Genomic DNA, 17,276 nt, shown 5'->3' on the forward strand with positions numbered 1-17,276 from the left:
GCGGTAAGCCTCTGCCGCCCCGCCGGGGATCGGCTTTCCGGTCGAGATGCACCGGGTGCGGGGGTAGCGTTCATCGGGGCGTCGTCATAGTCTGGGCGTTCACCCAATGAAGACGCGGAGGCCGCCATGCCGATTTCACGAGCCGAGATTCCCGCCGAGGATGCCAAGGGGCTGGTTGAGCGCCTTTGCCGGGACTGGGCCGACGCCCAGCCGATTGACCGCGAGGAGACCCAGGCGCGAGTGAAGTTCGACGAGGGCAGCTGCCTGCTCCAGGCCGAACCGGACCGGCTGGTGGTCGCCGTCGAGACCCTGGATGACGAGACGCTGGACCGCCTGGAAGGCAAGGTGAATGCTGCACTTGAGGGGCTGACGGGCGTGACACTGGAGATCGTCTGGGAAAATTGAGCGAGGGACTCTCGCCCCGTGCCGCCCACCTCGGCATGTTGCTGTGGGCGGTACTGGTGGGGCTCTCGTTTCCCGCGGTGAGGGTGATGAGTGAGCTGCCGCCGTTCTCGCTCACCTCGCTGCGTTTCTTTATCGCCTGCGGTGGGTTGTGGTGGCTGGCACGGCGTTCACCTTTCTTCCTGCCGCGCTGGCGCCAGCTTCCGCTCTATAGCCTGATGGGGCTCTGCCTGGCCGGCTTCTTCGGTGCCATGTTCTGGGCGGCGCACCATGCCACGGCGCTCTCCATGGCCACCCTCTTCGTCACGGTACCGCTGCTGGCCTTCCTGCTGGGTCTCGGGTTTGGCGTCGAGCGGCTGGCGTGGCGTCTGCCGGCGATTCTGGCGCTGGGCGCCACCGGGGCCCTTGGCCTGGCCTTCGCGGAATCCGTGGGGCAGGCCGGACGCCTGCAGTTTGGTATCGGCGAGGCGGTGTTCTTCCTGGGTTGTCTCTCCACGGCGCTCTACCCGGTGCTCAGCAAATGGGGACTGGCGACCGGCCGCCTGCCGGCGTCCGCGGCGGTACGCACTTTCTGGAGCCTGGGGCTGGGCGCCGTGCTGATCGGGCTGCTGGGGCTGGCCGTCGAGCCGGTGGCAGGCCTGGCCAGCATGACCGGCCGCGACCTGTGGCTGCTGCTTTTCCTGGGGCTGTTATCCACGGCCCTCACCTTCTGGCTACTGCAGCGTGCTACTGCCGTGCTGACGCCGGGCGCGGTCACCGCCTACAGCTACCTGGTGCCCTTCGTCTCGATGCTGCTGCTGTTCGTCCGCGAGCCCGAGCGGATCGGCTGGGTCTGGCTGCCGGGTAGCCTGCTGGTGATCGTAGCCATTGCGCTGCTGTTGCGTAACGGCCGGGCGGCCGGCTAACCGGTCTCGTCCGTCCCTGCGGGCTCGTCGGGAAAGGCCTGGCGGATTTCGTCATGCAGCTGAGCGGGGTCGCTGACGTGCCGACGCGAGAAGTGGAAGGGCACCAGTCGCGCCACGCCGGCCGCCGCGGCGATCTCGCCGCAGGCCCGGGCGGTTAGGTGGCCGGTACGCCGGGCCTGATCCGCCTCCGCCTCCAGAAAAGGCGCCTCGCAGAAGAGCAGCCGGGCGTCCCGCGCCAGCGCGACCAGGCGATGGCGGTTCTCTGCGGTGTCACCCAGGTCGGTGGCATAGACCAGCCGTTCTCCCGGCCGAATCATCAGCAGCAGCCCCGCCAGCTCCGACGCCCCCCGGGCGGTGCCGTCCGGCAAGCGGACCTGCGCCTCGCTCTCGCCCGCCAGCACACGACGCTTGAGCTCGCCAAGCCAGGGGCCCGGCGGCCAGCCGTGCGCGCCCAGTTGCTCCTTGCGCACCGCGACCTGGCGGTCGGGCTCCAGGGCAAAGGCCAGTACCGGCGTACCATGGTCGAGGGTCGTGGCGCGTACGCGAAAGCCGAGCTCGTGATGCAACAGGCCGTCGGGAGCCGCGCGCTCGGGCAGGGGCGCGGGGCGCGCCTTGCCGGCGACGATGCGCCAGCGCAGGAGGCGTTCGCCATGCAGCTCGCCGACCTCGAAGCGGGGCGCCTTGTCGCCGACGCGGTCCCAGAGGATGCCGCGCACCAGGCCTTGCAGGTGGTCTGCCAGCCCCGGTGGGCCGAAGACGCGGCAGGTCGGATAGTCGCCGATGCGTGAGCGCAGCAGCCAGGGAAAGCCGCCGATGTGGTCGAAGTGGGCGTGGCTGATGAAGACGTCGCTGACCTGATGGGCAAGACGCGCCGACAGCCGGCCGGGGTCGCCCAGGTCGAACAGCAGGCTGCGCGACTGATGGCGCAGCCGCAGGTGAAGCAGCGGGTCGCCGAAGACGCCGTTGACCAGGGTCGCGGTGAACGCGCCGAGGTTGGCTTGGGGCGGCGTGCCGTCACGGCTTTCCACAAGCGCGGCGGTGGCGTCCGGCTGGGCCGTCGCCCGGGCAGGCGAGGAGGGCCGGGCGGTGACCAGCTGGCCGTTGAGGTCGCGGCAGGCATCACGAACCACCAGGGTATGCGGTCTGCCGGTCGGTGCGGGCGTGCGAACCCGCAACTGATTGCCTTCCAGGGCCACGATCTCGCCCAGCCCCAGGGTGTCGCCCCGAGCGTCGAGCAGCCCGACCTGGCGCCTCGCCCAGGCATCGGGGGCGCAGCGTGGTGGAGCCGCGCCGATCAGCGCCAGCTCGGCCAGCGAGAACTCGGTCTCGCGGGCGGTGGCCAGCCAGGCGTTCCAGTCGTCGCGGCGGCGTTCGCGGCGTTGCGCCTTGCCGGGCGGACGGGCTCGCGGGTCCGGCGCCAGGGTAAGGGTCTCCAGGTGCAGGGCGCGACACTCCTCCTGCAGCGGAAAAGGGGCGTCCTCAGTGGCCAGCACCAGCAGGGCGCTGACGCTGCCGGCCTCGGCGAGTGCCGGCAGCAGTTCGGCCCCGGCAGCGCCACGCACCACCCCGGGGCTATCCAGCAGCAGCGGCCCGGCCGGGGCCTGTTCGGCCAGGCGTTGCACCGCCTGCACCAGTGGCAAGCGGAAGCGGGCGGCATCCAGGGTGGCCAGGGCGGCCAGGGCCTCGAGCTGCCAGCCCTCCGCCTGCCAGCGACCTAGACAGGCCGCGCCCGGTGGGCCGACGGCGGGCAGCCCCGGGTCGGCGCTCAGGCAGTGGCAGGCCTGGCCTCGGGCGGCCAGGCTCGCCGCGGTGGCGCGTATCAGGGTGGTCTTGCCGCTGCCCGGCACGCCGGCCACCAGCACGCGCTCGTGACGCTGCAGCAGGGCCAGCAGGGGGTGGTCGGCGGGGAGGTGCTCGCTCGGGTCTGGCATGGCGGAAGCCCTTGGCATTGACAGGCCCAGTGTGAGGGGAGTGGCCGGGAGGCGGCCACCCCCGGCGGTTGGCCTCTGGTATACTGCCGGTATTCTGTCGCCATCGAATTTGCAGGAGTCCGCATGACCCGTATCGCCATCGTCGGTGTCGCCGGCCGCATGGGCCGCACCCTGGTCAACGCCGTGCAGCAGGACGACAACGCTACCCTGGCCGGCGGCATCGTCGAGCCGGGCAGCTCGCTGGTGGGCGCCGATATCGGCGAGCTGGCGGGGGTCGGCAAGCTGGACGTGGCCGCCATGGATTCCCTCGAGGACCTTGCCGCGGACGTCGAGGTGCTGATCGATTTCACGACGCCGCAGGTGACCCTGGCCAACCTGGCGTTCTGCGCCGAGCATGGCAAGCGCATCGTGATTGGCACCACCGGCCTGAACGACGAGGAGCTCGGCGCCCTGGATGGCTATCGGGATCGCGTGCCGATGGTCTTCGCCCCCAACATGAGCGTGGGCGTCAACCTGACGCTCAAGCTGCTCGAGACCGCGGCCAAGGCGCTGGGCGACGAGGGCTACGACATCGAGGTGATCGAGGCCCACCACCGCCACAAGGTGGATGCGCCGTCCGGGACGGCGCTGAAGATGGGCGAGGTGGTGGCCGAGAGCCTGGACCGCTCCCTCAAGGAGCACGGTGTCTTCGCCCGCGAAGGCCAGTGCGGACCCCGCGACCCCAAGGAGATCGGCTTCGCCACCGTGCGCGCTGGCGACATCGTCGGCGAGCACACGGTGATGTTCGCCACCGAAGGCGAGCGCATCGAGATCACCCACAAGGCCTCGAGCCGCATGACCTTCGCCAAGGGCGCGGTCCGTGCCGCGCGCTGGGTGGCCGGGCAGGCCAACGGCCGCTACTCGATGCAGGATGTGCTCGGGCTCTGAATCCCCGGGGTAGCCGCAGGAGGTCATTTCCTGTAATATCCCCAAAATTTTGGCCGGGCGCGCGGGCACACAGCCCTCTCGAGCGCTTGTTGCTTCGGCCCAGGCATTCCGAGCGAATGACAACAAGCGGGATGAAACCGGTCTTACATCGGGTTTCGTCCCGCTTTTTTACGGGTCGGCCATGCGTGGGCCGGCCACTCGCAGCCCGGCCATGGCCCCGCAGTATTCCTTGACGAGCTGTCTCGATAGCTCTCTAAACACCTGGGAGGACGTTGCATTGAACAGACCCGCGATACTGGCCCTGGAAGACGGAAGTGTATTCCACGGCACGGCCATCGGTGCCGATGGACAAACCAGCGGTGAGGTGGTGTTCAATACGGCCATGACCGGTTACCAGGAAATCCTGACCGACCCCTCCTACACCCGTCAGATCGTCACCCTCACCTATCCGCATATCGGCAACACCGGCGTCAACGCTGAGGACGTCGAGTCCGGTGCCATCGCCGCCGCGGGTCTGGTGATCCGTGACCTCCCCCTGCTGGCCAGCAGTTTTCGTAGCGAGCAGACGCTCTCCGACTACCTCAAGGGCCAGAACGTGCTGGGTATCGCCGACATCGATACCCGCCGCCTGACGCGCATCCTGCGCGACAAGGGCGCCCAGAACGGCGCGATCCTCGCCGGTGCTGATGCCGAGGGCGACGATGCCGTGGAGCGGGCCCTGGCCGCGGCCCGCGGCTTTCCGGGTCTCAAGGGCATGGACCTGGCCAAGGTGGTCTCCTGCCAGACCCCTTACGAGTGGAGCGAGGGCGAGTGGGCGCTAGGCGCCGGCTATGCCGATACGGCGGCCGCCGAACGTCCCTTCCACGTGGTCGCCTACGACTACGGGGTTAAGCGCAACATCCTGCGCATGCTCGCCTCCCGCGGCTGCCGCCTGACCGTGGTGCCGGCCCAGACCCCGGCCGCCGAGGTGCTTGCCATGGCTCCCGATGGCGTCTTCCTGGCCAACGGCCCCGGCGACCCCGAGCCCTGCGACTACGCCATCAAGGCGATCCAGGCGCTCCTCGAGACCGAGATCCCGGTGTTCGGCATCTGCCTGGGCCACCAGCTGCTGGCGCTGGCCAGCGGAGCGAAGACGGTCAAGATGGGGCACGGCCACCATGGCGCCAACCACCCGGTGCAGGACCTCGACACCGGCAAGGTGATGATCACCAGCCAGAACCACGGTTTCGCCGCCGACGAAGCGAGCCTGCCGGCCAACCTGCGGGCCACCCATCGCTCGCTGTTCGACGGCACCCTGCAGGGCGTCGAGCGTACCGACCGCCCGGCCTTCAGCTTCCAGGGCCACCCCGAGGCCAGCCCGGGGCCGCGCGACGTGTCGCCTCTGTTCGACCGTTTCGTCGACATGATGAAGGCCCGCCGCTAGGCAGGCCCCCGATTCGTCGTCCTTCGTCACCCTCATTCTGCGGGAAGCACCATGCCCAAGCGTACCGACATCCAGAGCATCCTGATCATTGGCGCCGGCCCCATCGTCATCGGCCAGGCGTGCGAATTCGACTACTCCGGCGCCCAGGCCTGCAAGGCGCTGCGCGAGGAGGGCTACCGGGTCATCCTGGTCAACTCCAACCCGGCCACCATCATGACCGACCCGGTGATGGCCGACGCCACCTATATCGAGCCGATCACCTGGCAGGCGGTGGAAAAGATCATCGAGGCCGAGCGCCCGGATGCCATCCTGCCGACGATGGGCGGCCAGACCGCGCTCAACTGCGCCCTGGACCTGGACAAGCACGGCGTGCTCGCAAAGTACGGCGTAGAGATGATCGGCGCCAATGCCGATGCCATCAACAAGGCCGAGGATCGCGACCTCTTCGACCAGGCCATGAAGCGCATCGGCCTGGAGTGCCCCAAGGCCGAGGTGGCGCACAGCATGGAGGAGGCCTGGCGCATCCAGGCGTCGCTGGGCTTTCCGGTGATCATTCGTCCCTCCTACACCATGGGGGGCTCCGGCGGCGGCGTGGCCTACAACAAGGAGGAGTTCGAGGAGATCTGTACCCGCGGCTTCGAGCTCTCCAACAACCACGAGCTGCTGATCGACGAGTCGCTGCTGGGGTGGAAGGAGTATGAGATGGAGGTCGTTCGCGACAAGAACGACAACTGCATCATCGTCTGCGCCATCGAGAACTTCGACCCGATGGGCGTGCACACCGGCGACTCTATCACCGTGGCCCCGGCCCAGACGCTGACCGACAAGGAATACCAGATCATGCGCGACGCCTCGCTGGCGGTGCTGCGCGAGATCGGCGTCGAGACCGGCGGCTCCAACGTGCAGTTCGGCGTCGACCCCGACAGCGGGCGCGTGGTGGTGATCGAGATGAACCCGCGGGTGTCGCGCTCCTCGGCGCTGGCCTCCAAGGCCACCGGCTTTCCGATCGCCAAGATCGCCGCCAAGCTGGCGGTGGGTTACACCCTCGATGAGCTGCAGAACGACATCACCGGCGGACGTACCCCGGCCTCCTTCGAGCCGTCCATCGACTATGTCGTCACCAAGATCCCGCGCTTCACCTTCGAGAAGTTCCCCCAGGCCAACGACCGCCTGACCACCCAGATGAAGTCGGTGGGCGAGGTGATGGCCATCGGCCGCACCTTCCAGGAGTCGCTGCAGAAGGCGCTGCGTGGCCTGGAGACCGGCAACGACGGCCTCGACCCCAAGTTTCCCGAGTTCAAGCCCGGGGAGTTTTCTGACGAGGCCATGGCGCACCTCAAGGGCGAGCTGCAGGCTGCCGGCGCCGAGCGCATCTTCTTCGTCGCCGACGCCATGCGCGCGGGGATGAGCGTCGACAAGATCTTCGCGCTGACCAACATCGACCGCTGGTACCTGGTGCAGATCGAGGACCTGGTGAAGACCGAGCAGGCGGTGGCCAAGCGCTCGCTCTCCGAGTTCAGCCCCCGCGAACTGTTCGCCCTCAAGCGCAAGGGCTTCTCGGATGCTCGCCTGGCGAGCCTGCTGGGGGTCGCCGAGAAGGAGTTTCGCAAGACCCGTCAGCGGGCTGGCATCCGCCCGGTCTACAAGCGGGTGGATACCTGTGCCGCCGAGTTCGCCTCGGACACCGCCTACATGTACTCCACCTACGAGGAGGAGTGCGAGGCGGAGGTCTCCGACCGGAAGAAGATTATGGTGCTGGGCGGCGGACCCAATCGGATCGGCCAGGGCATCGAGTTTGACTACTGCTGCGTCCATGCCGCCTTCGCCATGCATGACGACGGCTATGAGACCATCATGGTCAACTGCAACCCGGAGACGGTCTCCACCGACTACGATACCTCGGACCGCCTCTACTTCGAGCCGGTGACCTTGGAGGACGTGCTGGAGATCGCCGACAAGGAGCAGCCGGTCGGCGTGATCGTGCAGTTCGGCGGCCAGACCCCGCTGAAGTTGGCCCGCGAGCTCGAGGCCGCCGGCGTGCCGATCATCGGCACCACCCCGGACGCCATCGACCGCGCCGAGGACCGCGAGCGCTTCCAGCAGATGATCGACAAGCTGGGCCTCAAGCAGCCGCCCAACGCCACCGCGCGTAGCTTCGAGGAGGCCTTCGCCAAGGCCGAGGCGATCGGCTATCCGCTGGTGGTGCGCCCCAGCTACGTGCTGGGCGGGCGCGCCATGGAGATCGTCTACGACGCCTCCGAGCTGGAGAACTACATGACCCATGCGGTCAAGGTCTCCAACGACTCCCCGGTGCTGCTCGACCACTTCCTCAACGCGGCCGTCGAGATCGACATCGATGCGGTCAGCGACGGCAGCCAGGTGATCATCGGCGGCATCATGCAGCATATCGAGCAGGCCGGCGTGCATTCCGGCGACTCGGCCTGCTCGCTGCCGCCCTACTCGCTGCCCGCCGAGGTGCAGGATGCGATGCGCGAGCAGGTCAAGAAGATGGCCGTGGAACTCGGCGTCAAGGGCCTGATGAACGTACAGCTGGCCTGGCAGGATGGCGAGATCTACGTCATCGAGGTCAACCCGCGCGCCTCGCGCACCGTGCCCTTCGTCTCCAAGTGCATCGGTACCTCACTGGCCCAGGTCGCCGCGCGCTGCATGGCCGGCACCACCCTGGCCGATCAGGGCTTCACTCGCGAGATCGTGCCGCACTTCTTCAGCGTCAAGGAGGCCGTCTTCCCGTTCAACAAGTTCCCGGGGGTCGACCCGATCCTCTCGCCGGAGATGAAGTCCACCGGCGAGGTGATGGGTAGTGGCGACACCTTCGCCGAGGCCTTCTATAAGGCGCAGCTGGGCGCCGGCGAGGCGATTCCGCCGCTCGAGGGCGAGCGCAAGGCGTTCCTTTCGGTGCGCGACCCGGACAAGGCGGGCGTTATCGAAGTGGCGCGTTCTCTGGTAACATTGGGCTTCACTCTGTGCGCGACCCGTGGCACGGCGGAGGCCCTGGAGGCCGCCGACCTGCCGGTGGAGATCGTCAACAAGGTCTATGAGGGCCGTCCGCATATCGTCGATCTGCTCAAGAACGACGAGGTCGCCTATATCGTCAACACCACCGAGGGCCGCCAGGCGATCAATGACTCCTCGGTGATCCGCCGCACCGCACTTGCCCGCAAGGTTCCCTATGCCACCACCCTGGCAGGGGCCAGTGCTGTTTGCATGGCACTCGAGTACGGCAATGCCATTACCGTGCGGCGGCTACAGGAACTGCATGCAGGAGCTACGCAATGAACAAGGTCCCGATGACCGTCGCCGGTGAAAAGCGGCTTCGCAAGGAGCTTGAGGAGCTTAAGGGCGAGGCGCGGCCGAGGGTGATTGCCGCCATCGCCGAGGCTCGCGAGCACGGCGACCTGAAGGAGAACGCCGAATACCATGCGGCCCGCGAGCAGCAGGGGTTCATTGAGGGGCGGATCCAGGAGATCGAGGGCAAGCTCTCGAATGCCCAGGTGATCGACGTCACCAAGCTGCCCCAGACCGGCAAGGTCATCTTCGGCGTGACCGTGGGGCTGATCAATCTGGAAACCGACGAGGAAGTGACCTATCGCATCGTTGGTGAGGACGAGGCCGACATCAAGTCCGGCCGTATCTCGGTGACTTCACCCATCGCCCGTGCCCTGATCGGCAAGGAGGAGGGCGATGTGGTGGTGGTACGCACCCCCGGCGGCGAGGTCGAGTACGAGATCTCCAGCGTCGAGCACCTGTGACCTTCGGTCAGCTGTAAGCCATAAGCTTTAAGCTGTAAGAAAACACCCCCGAGGCACAGCCTCGGGGGTGTTTCGGTTTGACTTATAGCTTACGGCTTAGCGCTTCCAGCTCGCGCGAAGCGCGTCAGTGCCGCCCGTGGTGGTTCTCGAAGCGCGTGATGTTGGAGAGCTTCGGGTTGGCCCGGGGGTTGTGGCGATAGAGCAGGGCCATCTTGCCGATCTTCTGCACCAGCTCGGCATTGCTCGCCGCGACCAGCTCATCGAGCATGGCGGCACGGTCATCACGGTCGGGCAGGGCGAACTTGACCTTGACCAGCTCATGGTCGCCCAGAGCGCGGTCGAGCTCGGCGAGGACGCCTTCGGAGGCGCCGTTCTCGGAGACGGTCACCACGGGGTCGAGGTGGTGTCCGATGCTGCGAAATGCTTTCTTTTGTGCCTGTGACAAGCTCATGGTATCTTGCTTCTTCCGGTTGGCGCGCAACGCATCATGGTACGGTGAATCGCCGCGCGGCGAAAGCTCGCCGCCGTGCTCCTGCCAGGTTTTCTCCGGCCGGTCCCGCAGGTCAGCACCCCGTCGCACCTCCACCAGGTCTTCCCGGAATCCGCTCGACTGCCTGTCATTCATGATCATTCACAGGTGATGCCGTGGCCCGTTCCAACGCTTCCCGCTCCAAGGGCGCTGCCGCCAAGGCGGCGGCCAGCAAGACCAGCAAGGGCTGGCTGAAGGAGCACTTCGACGACCGCTTCGTGCAGCAGAGCTGGCAGGATGGCTACCGCAGCCGCGCCAGTTACAAGCTGCTGGCGCTGGACGACAAGGACCGCCTGCTGCGCCGTGGCATGACGGTGATCGACCTGGGTGCCGCACCGGGCGGCTGGAGCCAGGTGGCGGCCGAGAAGGTCGGCTCCGAGGGCGCGGTGATCGCTTCCGATATTCTCGAGATGGATGCCTTGGCCGACGTCGACTTCATTCAGGGCGATTTCACCGAGGAGCCCGTGCTCGAGGCGATCCTCGCGGCCCTCGGCGATCGGCCGGTAGACCTTGTGATGTCCGACATGGCCCCCAATATGAGTGGTATGGCAGCCATCGACCAGCCACAGGCGATGTATCTTGTCGAGCTGGCGCTGGACCTGGCGCGGCAGACGCTCTCACCCGGGGGCACCTTCCTGGCCAAGGTGTTCCAGGGCGAGGGGTTTGATCCGTTCCTCAAGGAGCTGCGCAGTAGCTTTACGCGGGTGGTAACCCGCAAGCCGGAGGCCTCCCGGGCGCGGTCGCGCGAGGTCTACCTGCTGGCGGAAGGGTTTCGCGGCTGAAGGATGCCTTCGGTCGCACTGGAACGCGGCCGCGATAGGCCGCGGCTAATGAGCCGATTGCCGGACAGGGCGGTGCCACTGTGTCACAGTGGTAGCCGTCTCTGGTCCCAAGCTGGCTGAACATATGCCGCTCATGTAGTGTCGAATGACCAGGCATTTTCGGCCAACAGATTCTTGCAATGAGGGTAGTCCCTTGAACGACATGGCGAAGAACCTGATTCTGTGGTTGGTCATCGCGGCGGTATTGCTGACGGTGTTCAATAATTTCAGCGTCGACAGCTCCCCGCAGGCGATGAACTACTCTCAGTTCGTCCAGCAGGTGCAGAACGAACAGATCCGTAACGTCACCATCGATGGTTACACCATCACCGGTGAGCGTGCGGACGGTTCCCAGTTCCGGACCATCCGCCCCGCGGCGGAGGATCCCAAGTTGATGGACGACCTGCTCTCCAACAACGTCACCGTGGTGGGTAAGGAGCCCGAACAGCAGAGCCTGTGGATGCGCTTGCTGATCGCCAGTTTCCCGATCCTGCTGATCCTTGCGATCTTCATGTTCTTCATGCGTCAGATGCAGGGCGGTGGTGCCGGCAAGGGCGGTCCGATGAGCTTTGGCAAGTCCAAGGCCAAGCTGCTCTCCCAGGATCAGATCAAGACCACCTTCTCTGATGTGGCCGGCTGCGATGAGGCCAAGGAGGAGGTAGAGGAGCTGGTCGACTTCCTGCGCGACCCGACCAAGTTCCAGCGCCTGGGCGGCACCATTCCGCGCGGCGTGTTGATGGTCGGCCCGCCCGGTACAGGTAAAACGCTGCTGGCCAAGTCGATCGCCGGTGAGGCCAAGGTGCCGTTCTTCTCGATCTCCGGCTCCGACTTCGTCGAGATGTTCGTGGGTGTCGGTGCCTCGCGCGTGCGTGACATGTTCGAGCAGGCCAAGAAGCAGGCGCCCTGCATCATCTTTATCGACGAGATCGATGCGGTGGGCCGCTCGCGTGGTGCTGGCATGGGCGGCGGCAACGACGAGCGCGAGCAGACGCTCAACCAGCTGCTGGTAGAGATGGATGGCTTCGAGGCCAACGAGGGCATCATCGTCATCGCCGCGACGAACCGTCCTGACGTCCTCGACCCCGCGCTGCTGCGCCCGGGCCGCTTCGACCGCCAGGTGGTGGTGCCGCTGCCGGATATCCGCGGCCGCGAGCATATCCTCAACGTCCATCTGCGCAAGGTGCCGTTGGCCGACGACGTCAAGCCGTCGCTGATCGCCCGCGGCACGCCCGGTTTCTCGGGTGCCGACTTGGCCAATCTGGTCAACGAGGCCGCGCTGTTTGCTGCACGCCGCAACAAGCGTCTGGTGGGCATGGAAGAGCTCGACATGGCCAAGGACAAGATCATGATGGGCGCCGAGCGCAAGTCCATGGTCATGACCGACAAGGAGAAGCTCAATACGGCCTACCATGAGTCGGGCCACGCCATCATCGGTCTGGTGATGCCGGAACATGATCCGGTCTATAAGGTGACCATCATTCCCCGCGGCCGCGCGCTGGGGGTGACCATGTTCCTGCCGGAGGAGGATCGCTACAGCCTCTCGCGTCAGCAGATCATCAGTCAGATCTGTTCGCTGTTCGGCGGCCGGATTGCCGAGGAGATGACGCTCGGGCCGAACGGTGTCACGACCGGTGCCTCCAACGACATCAAGCGGGCCACTGAGCTGGCGCATAACATGGTCGCCAAGTGGGGTCTCTCCGAGGAGATGGGACCGATCATGTACGATGAGGACGAGTCGCACCAGTTCATGGGTGGCCCGGGTCAGGGTGGTAAGCTCAAGTCTGGCGAAACGACCTCCAAGCTGGACAAGGAGGTGCGCAAGATCATCGACGGCTGCTACGAGCAGGCCAAAACCATCCTCGAGGAGAACCGCGACAAGCTCGATGCCATGGCCGATGCGCTGATGAAGTACGAGACCATCGACTCTCATCAGCTCAAGGACATTATGAACGGACAGGATCCGCGTCCCCCCGAAGGCTGGGATGATCCGAGCAGTGGGGCGCCCTCGGGCGGTGAGCCGCGCGCCGAGTCTGCGCCTGAGTCGAGCGACGATGCCGAGGACGATGAGACGCCTACGCGCCGGCCCTCCGACCCGCTGGGTGGCCCGGCCGGCGGCTGATAACGGTTCGCTTGCAATTCTGGGCGCCCTGCGGGGCGCCCTTGCCGTTCGATCAACAGGAAGATGATGGATACCCGCACTCCGACGCCTCTGCCGTGTGGCCGACACCGGCTCGACCTCTCGTTCCCCCGCATCATGGGGGTTCTCAACGTCACCCCCGATTCCTTCTCCGATGGTGGTCGTCATGCGGTGCCGGATGACGCGTTGCGTCATGCCGAGCAGATGCTGGCCGAGGGGGCCGCGATCATCGACGTGGGCGGCGAGTCCACGCGCCCCGGCGCCGAGCCGGTCTCGGTCCAGCAGGAGCTGGATCGGGTGGTGCCGGTGGTGGAGGCGCTGGTGCGCGAGTTCGATGCCCTGGTGTCGGTCGACACCAGTACCCCCGAGGTAATGCAGGCGACGGCGCAGGCCGGTGCCGGCATGCTCAACGACGTGCGCAACCTGCGCCGCGAGGGCGCGCTCTCGGCGGCGGTCGCCAGCGGCCTCCCGGTGTGCCTGATGCACATGGTCGGGGAGCCCGGCGACATGCAGGACGACCCCCGCTACGACGTTCCGGTCGAGGAGGCCGTGGCGACGTTCCTGGCTGAGCGGGTGGCGGCCTGCGAGGCTGCCGGGCTGCATCGTGAGCGCATGCTGCTCGATCCGGGCTTCGGCTTTGCCAAGACGGTGGAGCATAACCTACGGTTGCTCAGGAACATGGACCGTCTTGAGGCGCTTGGCCTGCCGCTGCTGGTGGGCATGTCGCGCAAGAGCATGATCGGCAAGGTGCTGGGTCGGCCGGTGGAGGAGCGCCTCTCCGGTGGTCTGGCCCTCTCCGCACTGGCAGTGGAGCGCGGCGCGCGTATCCTGCGCGTCCACGATGTGGGGCCCCACGTGGATGCGGTGAACATGACCTGGGCTGTACTCGAGGAAGGCAGTACGCATGACTAGACGCTATTTCGGTACTGATGGCATCCGTGGCACCGTGGGAGAGCCCCCCATCACCGCCGACTTCATGCTCAAGCTGGGCTGGGCCACCGGCCGGGTGCTGACGCGAGACAAGGCGCACGCGAGGGTGATGATCGGCAAGGACACGCGGATCTCGGGCTACATGTTCGAGTCGGCCCTGGAGGCTGGCCTCTCTGCGGCTGGCGTCGATGTGATGCTGCTCGGCCCCATGCCCACGCCGGCGATCGCCTACCTGACGCGTACCTTCCGCGCCGATGCCGGTATCGTCATTTCGGCCTCTCACAACCCCTTTCAGGACAATGGCATCAAGTTCTTCTCCGCCACCGGCACCAAGCTTGCCGATGAGGTCGAGGCGCGTATCGAGGCCGCGCTGGAGGAGGCGCTGACTACCGTGGCGCCGGATCGCCTGGGCAAGGCGACGCGGGTCGATGATGCCCCCGGTCGTTATATCGAATTCTGCAAGTCGACCATCCCCGACCGGGTCAGCCTGCACGGCTTGAAGATGGTCGTCGACTGCGCCCACGGTGCCACCTACCACATCGCGCCCAGCGTGTTTCGCGAGCTGGGCGCCAGCGTCAGCCTGATCGGCGCCGCCCCGGACGGCCTGAACATCAATCAGGAGGTGGGTTCGACCCATCCGGCCGCGTTGCGTGCCGCCGTGATCCAGCAGGGCGCCGACCTCGGCGTCGCCTTCGACGGCGACGGCGACCGGGTGCTGCTGGTGGATGCCGACGGCCGAGAGATCGACGGCGATGACATCCTCTACCTGATCGCCAGGGATCGCCATGCGCGTGGTGATCTCGGCGGCGGCGTGGTGGGCACCCTGATGTCGAACTTCGGGCTGGCGGCCGCGATGGAAGCGCTCGACATTCCCTTCGAGCGGTCCAGGGTCGGCGATCGTTACGTGATGGAGCGCCTGGCGGCCAATGGCTGGCAGCTGGGCGGCGAGTCCTCCGGCCATATCGTCTGCGGCCACGTACAGACCACCGGTGACGGTATCGTCTCCGCGCTGCAGGTGCTGGCGATCATGGTTCGCGAGCAGCAGTCATTGGGACGCCTGCTGTCTGGCCTGCAGAAGGCACCCCAGGCGCTGGTCAACGTGCGCCTGACGCCGGGCAGCGATGCCAAGGCGCTGCTGGAGCGTGCCTCGCTCAAGCAGGCCGTCGACACCCTGGAGACGGAGCTTGGCGACCAGGGGCGTGTGCTGTTGCGGGCCTCGGGCACCGAGCCGCTGATCCGGGTCATGGTCGAGGGGCGTCCCCACCTGGATGTCGATGCGCTGGCGCGGCGCCTGGCCGATGACGTCGAGTCGCTGCTCGGCTGACGTGAGCAGGCGGTACGCGGCCGGTTGTCTTGGCTGAGCCCCTCCTATACCATTTCGCACCACCTTGAAAGAGGAACCTCCATGCGCATGCCGCTGATCGCCGGAAACTGGAAGATGAACGGCTCTCTGGCCCTGGTCGAGGAGTTCGGTCAGGCCTTTGCCGATGTTTCTCTGCCCGTCAACGTCGAAGTGGCGCTGATGGTGCCCTTCCCCTTCCTTGACGCGGCCGGCCGAGCGCTCGGCGAGACGTCGGTGACGGTCGGCGCCCAGACCCTCAGCGACCGTCCTTCGGGGGCCTTTACCGGCGAGGTCAGCGCAGCGATGCTGCGCGAGTGCGGTACCCGATTGGTGCTGGTCGGCCACTCGGAGCGGCGGACCCTCTTCGGGGAGGACGATGCCGCGGTCCTGGCGCGTGTGAAGGCGGCCTTGAGTGAGCGGCTCACCCCGGTGCTGTGTATCGGCGAGACGCTTGAAGAGCGCGAGGCCGAGCGCACCGAGTCAGTGGTGCTGGGCCAGCTCGAGTCGGTGCTCGATGCATTGGCCCCCGCGGAGCGCGCTCGGCTGGTGATCGCCTATGAGCCTGTCTGGGCGATCGGCACCGGGCGCACGGCGAGTCCCGAACAGGCGCAGGCGGTGCATGCGGCCATCCGCGAGCGCCTGGCGCGCTATGAACAGGCGCTGGCCGATGGCATGCGTCTGCTGTACGGCGGCAGCATGAAAGCGGATAATGCCGCCGAGCTGCTTGCCCAGCCCGATATCGACGGCGGCCTGGTGGGCGGTGCCTCGCTCAAGGTCGACGATTTCCTAGCCATTTGTCAGTCAGCAGGTTGAATCCATGCAAGTTGCCATTCTCATGACCCATGTGGCGATCGCCATCGCCCTGGTCGTCCTGATCCTGCTGCAGCAGGGCAAGGGCGCCGAAGCCGGTGCCGCCTTTGGTGGCGGTGCCTCTCAGACCGTATTCGGCTCGCAGGGTAGCGGTAGCTTCCTGGCGAAGTTCACCGGACTGCTGGCCGCTGCCTTTTTCGCCACCTCCCTGACCCTGGCGTGGTTTGCCTCCCAGGCCGGTGAAGCGCCCGAGGCTGGCATTCCCGATGCCGAGCTGATCGAGCAGCAGAATGCCGTGCCGACCCTTGACGATGGCGGTCGGGATGTGGATAATACTGCGCCAGCGCTGGAGGAAAGCGGCGACTGACGTCGTCATCCAGTCTCCCCTATGCCGAAGTGGTGGAATTGGTAGACACGCTATCTTGAGGGGGTAGTGGCCTTATGGCCGTGCGGGTTCAAGTCCCGCCTTCGGCACCATATGCGAAGTGGTCGACAGCGTCGTCGAGGCTTCGAAGCAGGATTGGCAGAATGCGGTGAAGCCGCTTGACGAAGCCGTCATGCGGGCTTAGAATCACCGACCTAGATTGATGCGGGGTGGAGCAGTCTGGTAGCTCGTCGGGCTCATAACCCGAAGGTCATCGGTTCAAATCCGGTCCCCGCTACCATCTTCCTGGCAGGCATGCAGATTTCAGGGGCATGCCAGAGAGCCGAAGTGGTATACAGGTTTCTTGTGAAAGCCCCTTCCTGTGAAGGGGCTTTTTGTTAGCAGCTTGCCAGCCGGCGACGGCGGCGCTGTTCCGGGCAACGCCAATCAGCCACCTGACTCTTCTCTTTACTCCCGGCCAGGTGCCTGATGCAACGGCTGTAGGAGCTTTCTTCCGTGGCAATCAAGGATGCTGCGCTACATGCGCTGATCGAGCCGGTGGTCTCCGCCATGGGGTTCGAGCTGTGGGGCATCGATCATCTGTCCCAGGGCAAACACTCGCGCCTGGTGATCTATATCGATCATGATGACGGAGTGAGCGTGGACGATTGCGCTGACGTCAGTCGACAGGTCAGCGCGGTGCTCGATGTCGAGGATCCGGTGCCCGGTGAGTATCGACTGGAAGTCTCCTCGCCGGGCATGGACCGGCCGCTGTTCACCCTTGAGCAGTTCGGTCGCTACGCTGGCCATGTGGTCGCCGTGAAGCTGCGCGTGCCGTTCGACGGACGGCGCAAGTTCCAGGGACTGCTGGCCGGCGTCGAGAGCGATGAAGTGCTGCTGCAGGTCGGCGAAGAGGAGTATTGCTTTCCCATCGAGAGCATCGATCAGGCGCGGGTCGTTCCGCAGTTCACATGATCAGCTCGGT

The 17,276-nt window shown here is 66.3% G+C and carries 15 protein-coding genes and 2 tRNA genes; 15 read left to right on the forward strand and 2 right to left on the reverse strand.

From position 1 onward, the window contains the following. Positions 1 to 126 precede the first annotated feature (126 nt). Positions 127 to 405, forward strand: a complete 279-nt coding sequence (locus tag FHR95_RS15320) for a DUF2218 domain-containing protein (protein ID WP_040183881.1) — start codon at positions 127 to 129, stop codon at positions 403 to 405. Beyond that, positions 402 to 1,307: a DMT family transporter gene (locus tag FHR95_RS15325; protein ID WP_246378638.1), complete on the forward strand. Its 906-nt coding sequence runs from the start codon at positions 402 to 404 to the stop codon at positions 1,305 to 1,307. The genes FHR95_RS15320 and FHR95_RS15325 overlap by 4 nt, the downstream gene beginning before the upstream one ends. On the opposite strand, the gene FHR95_RS15330 is transcribed toward FHR95_RS15325, so the two are convergent. Then, entirely contained in the window at positions 1,304 to 3,238 is a 1,935-nt protein-coding gene (locus FHR95_RS15330) for an MBL fold metallo-hydrolase (protein WP_183315057.1), read from the reverse strand. The genes FHR95_RS15325 and FHR95_RS15330 overlap by 4 nt on opposite strands. A 123-nt stretch (positions 3,239 to 3,361) precedes the next feature. On the opposite strand from FHR95_RS15330, the gene dapB reads away from it, so the two are divergent. From dapB to greA, 4 genes are all read left to right on the forward strand, one after another. Further along, on the forward strand, positions 3,362 to 4,165 hold the full coding sequence (gene dapB / locus FHR95_RS15335) for a 4-hydroxy-tetrahydrodipicolinate reductase (RefSeq protein WP_183315058.1): 804 nt from the start codon (positions 3,362 to 3,364) through the stop codon (positions 4,163 to 4,165). A 277-nt stretch (positions 4,166 to 4,442) separates the two neighbouring features. Beyond that, complete coding sequence (gene carA / locus FHR95_RS15340; RefSeq protein WP_183315059.1) at positions 4,443 to 5,588, forward strand: glutamine-hydrolyzing carbamoyl-phosphate synthase small subunit; 1,146 nt, start codon at positions 4,443 to 4,445, stop codon at positions 5,586 to 5,588. A gap of 51 nt (positions 5,589 to 5,639) precedes the next feature. Next, positions 5,640 to 8,885 (forward strand): carbamoyl-phosphate synthase large subunit, encoded by a 3,246-nt coding sequence (gene carB / locus FHR95_RS15345; protein ID WP_183315060.1) that lies wholly within the window; start codon positions 5,640 to 5,642, stop codon positions 8,883 to 8,885. Continuing rightward, positions 8,882 to 9,358, forward strand: coding sequence for a transcription elongation factor GreA (greA, locus tag FHR95_RS15350; protein WP_183315061.1), 477 nt, complete (start codon positions 8,882 to 8,884; stop codon positions 9,356 to 9,358). Before carB ends, greA begins: the two co-directional genes overlap by 4 nt. Before the next feature lie 124 nt (positions 9,359 to 9,482). Here the strand turns inward: greA and FHR95_RS15355 are convergent, their stop codons facing one another. Then, positions 9,483 to 9,809 carry a YhbY family RNA-binding protein gene (locus FHR95_RS15355; RefSeq protein ID WP_183315078.1) on the reverse strand — a complete coding sequence of 109 codons (327 nt, stop codon included), beginning with the start codon at positions 9,807 to 9,809 and terminating at the stop codon, positions 9,483 to 9,485. Between the two features lie 194 nt (positions 9,810 to 10,003). On the opposite strand from FHR95_RS15355, the gene rlmE reads away from it, so the two are divergent. From rlmE to rimP, 9 genes are all read left to right on the forward strand, one after another. Continuing rightward, on the forward strand, positions 10,004 to 10,669 hold the full coding sequence (gene rlmE / locus FHR95_RS15360) for a 23S rRNA (uridine(2552)-2'-O)-methyltransferase RlmE (protein WP_040183900.1): 666 nt from the start codon (positions 10,004 to 10,006) through the stop codon (positions 10,667 to 10,669). A 193-nt stretch (positions 10,670 to 10,862) separates the two neighbouring features. Continuing rightward, positions 10,863 to 12,827, forward strand: coding sequence for an ATP-dependent zinc metalloprotease FtsH (gene ftsH / locus FHR95_RS15365; protein WP_183315062.1), 1,965 nt, complete (start codon positions 10,863 to 10,865; stop codon positions 12,825 to 12,827). A gap of 66 nt (positions 12,828 to 12,893) precedes the next feature. Continuing rightward, positions 12,894 to 13,757 (forward strand): dihydropteroate synthase, encoded by an 864-nt coding sequence (gene folP, locus FHR95_RS15370; RefSeq protein ID WP_484494482.1) that lies wholly within the window; start codon positions 12,894 to 12,896, stop codon positions 13,755 to 13,757. Further along, positions 13,750 to 15,099: a phosphoglucosamine mutase gene (glmM, locus tag FHR95_RS15375; RefSeq protein ID WP_183315064.1), complete on the forward strand. Its 1,350-nt coding sequence runs from the start codon at positions 13,750 to 13,752 to the stop codon at positions 15,097 to 15,099. The genes folP and glmM overlap by 8 nt, the downstream gene beginning before the upstream one ends. Positions 15,100 to 15,180: 81 nt before the next feature. Continuing rightward, a complete protein-coding gene (gene tpiA / locus FHR95_RS15380) occupies positions 15,181 to 15,930 on the forward strand; it encodes a triose-phosphate isomerase (RefSeq protein ID WP_183315065.1) in 750 nt (249 codons plus the stop codon). 4 nt (positions 15,931 to 15,934) lie between these two features. Beyond that, the gene (secG, locus tag FHR95_RS15385) at positions 15,935 to 16,294 is read left to right on the forward strand and encodes a preprotein translocase subunit SecG (RefSeq protein ID WP_040183905.1); all 360 of its coding nucleotides are present in this window, start codon (positions 15,935 to 15,937) and stop codon (positions 16,292 to 16,294) included. Between the two features lie 23 nt (positions 16,295 to 16,317). Next, positions 16,318 to 16,404 (forward strand) — tRNA-Leu (locus FHR95_RS15390). Between the two features lie 111 nt (positions 16,405 to 16,515). Next, positions 16,516 to 16,592, forward strand: a tRNA-Met gene (locus tag FHR95_RS15395). Positions 16,593 to 16,807: 215 nt separating this feature from the next. After that, complete coding sequence (rimP, locus tag FHR95_RS15400) at positions 16,808 to 17,266, forward strand: ribosome maturation factor RimP (RefSeq protein WP_040183906.1); 459 nt, start codon at positions 16,808 to 16,810, stop codon at positions 17,264 to 17,266. Positions 17,267 to 17,276: the final 10 nt, after the last annotated feature.

Origin of the sequence: Halomonas fontilapidosi, from assembly GCF_014192285.1 — a bacterium.
Taxonomy (GTDB): Bacteria; Pseudomonadota; Gammaproteobacteria; order Pseudomonadales; family Halomonadaceae; genus Halomonas; species Halomonas fontilapidosi.

Bases quoted from the DNA above. Each gene is read 5' to 3' on its own strand.
- FHR95_RS15320 (WP_040183881.1), top strand. From the start codon at position 127: ATGCCGATTTCACGAGCCGAGATTCCCGCCGAGGATGCCAAGGGGCTG.
- FHR95_RS15330 (WP_183315057.1), bottom strand. From the start codon at position 3,238: ATGCCAGACCCGAGCGAGCACCTCCCCGCCGACCACCCCCTGCTGGCC.
- dapB (WP_183315058.1), top strand. From the start codon at position 3,362: ATGACCCGTATCGCCATCGTCGGTGTCGCCGGCCGCATGGGCCGCACC.
- carB (WP_183315060.1), top strand. From the start codon at position 5,640: ATGCCCAAGCGTACCGACATCCAGAGCATCCTGATCATTGGCGCCGGC.
- greA (WP_183315061.1), top strand. From the start codon at position 8,882: ATGAACAAGGTCCCGATGACCGTCGCCGGTGAAAAGCGGCTTCGCAAG.
- FHR95_RS15355 (WP_183315078.1), bottom strand. From the start codon at position 9,809: ATGAGCTTGTCACAGGCACAAAAGAAAGCATTTCGCAGCATCGGACAC.
- folP (WP_484494482.1), top strand. From the start codon at position 12,894: ATGGATACCCGCACTCCGACGCCTCTGCCGTGTGGCCGACACCGGCTC.
- glmM (WP_183315064.1), top strand. From the start codon at position 13,750: ATGACTAGACGCTATTTCGGTACTGATGGCATCCGTGGCACCGTGGGA.
- tpiA (WP_183315065.1), top strand. From the start codon at position 15,181: ATGCGCATGCCGCTGATCGCCGGAAACTGGAAGATGAACGGCTCTCTG.
- secG (WP_040183905.1), top strand. From the start codon at position 15,935: ATGCAAGTTGCCATTCTCATGACCCATGTGGCGATCGCCATCGCCCTG.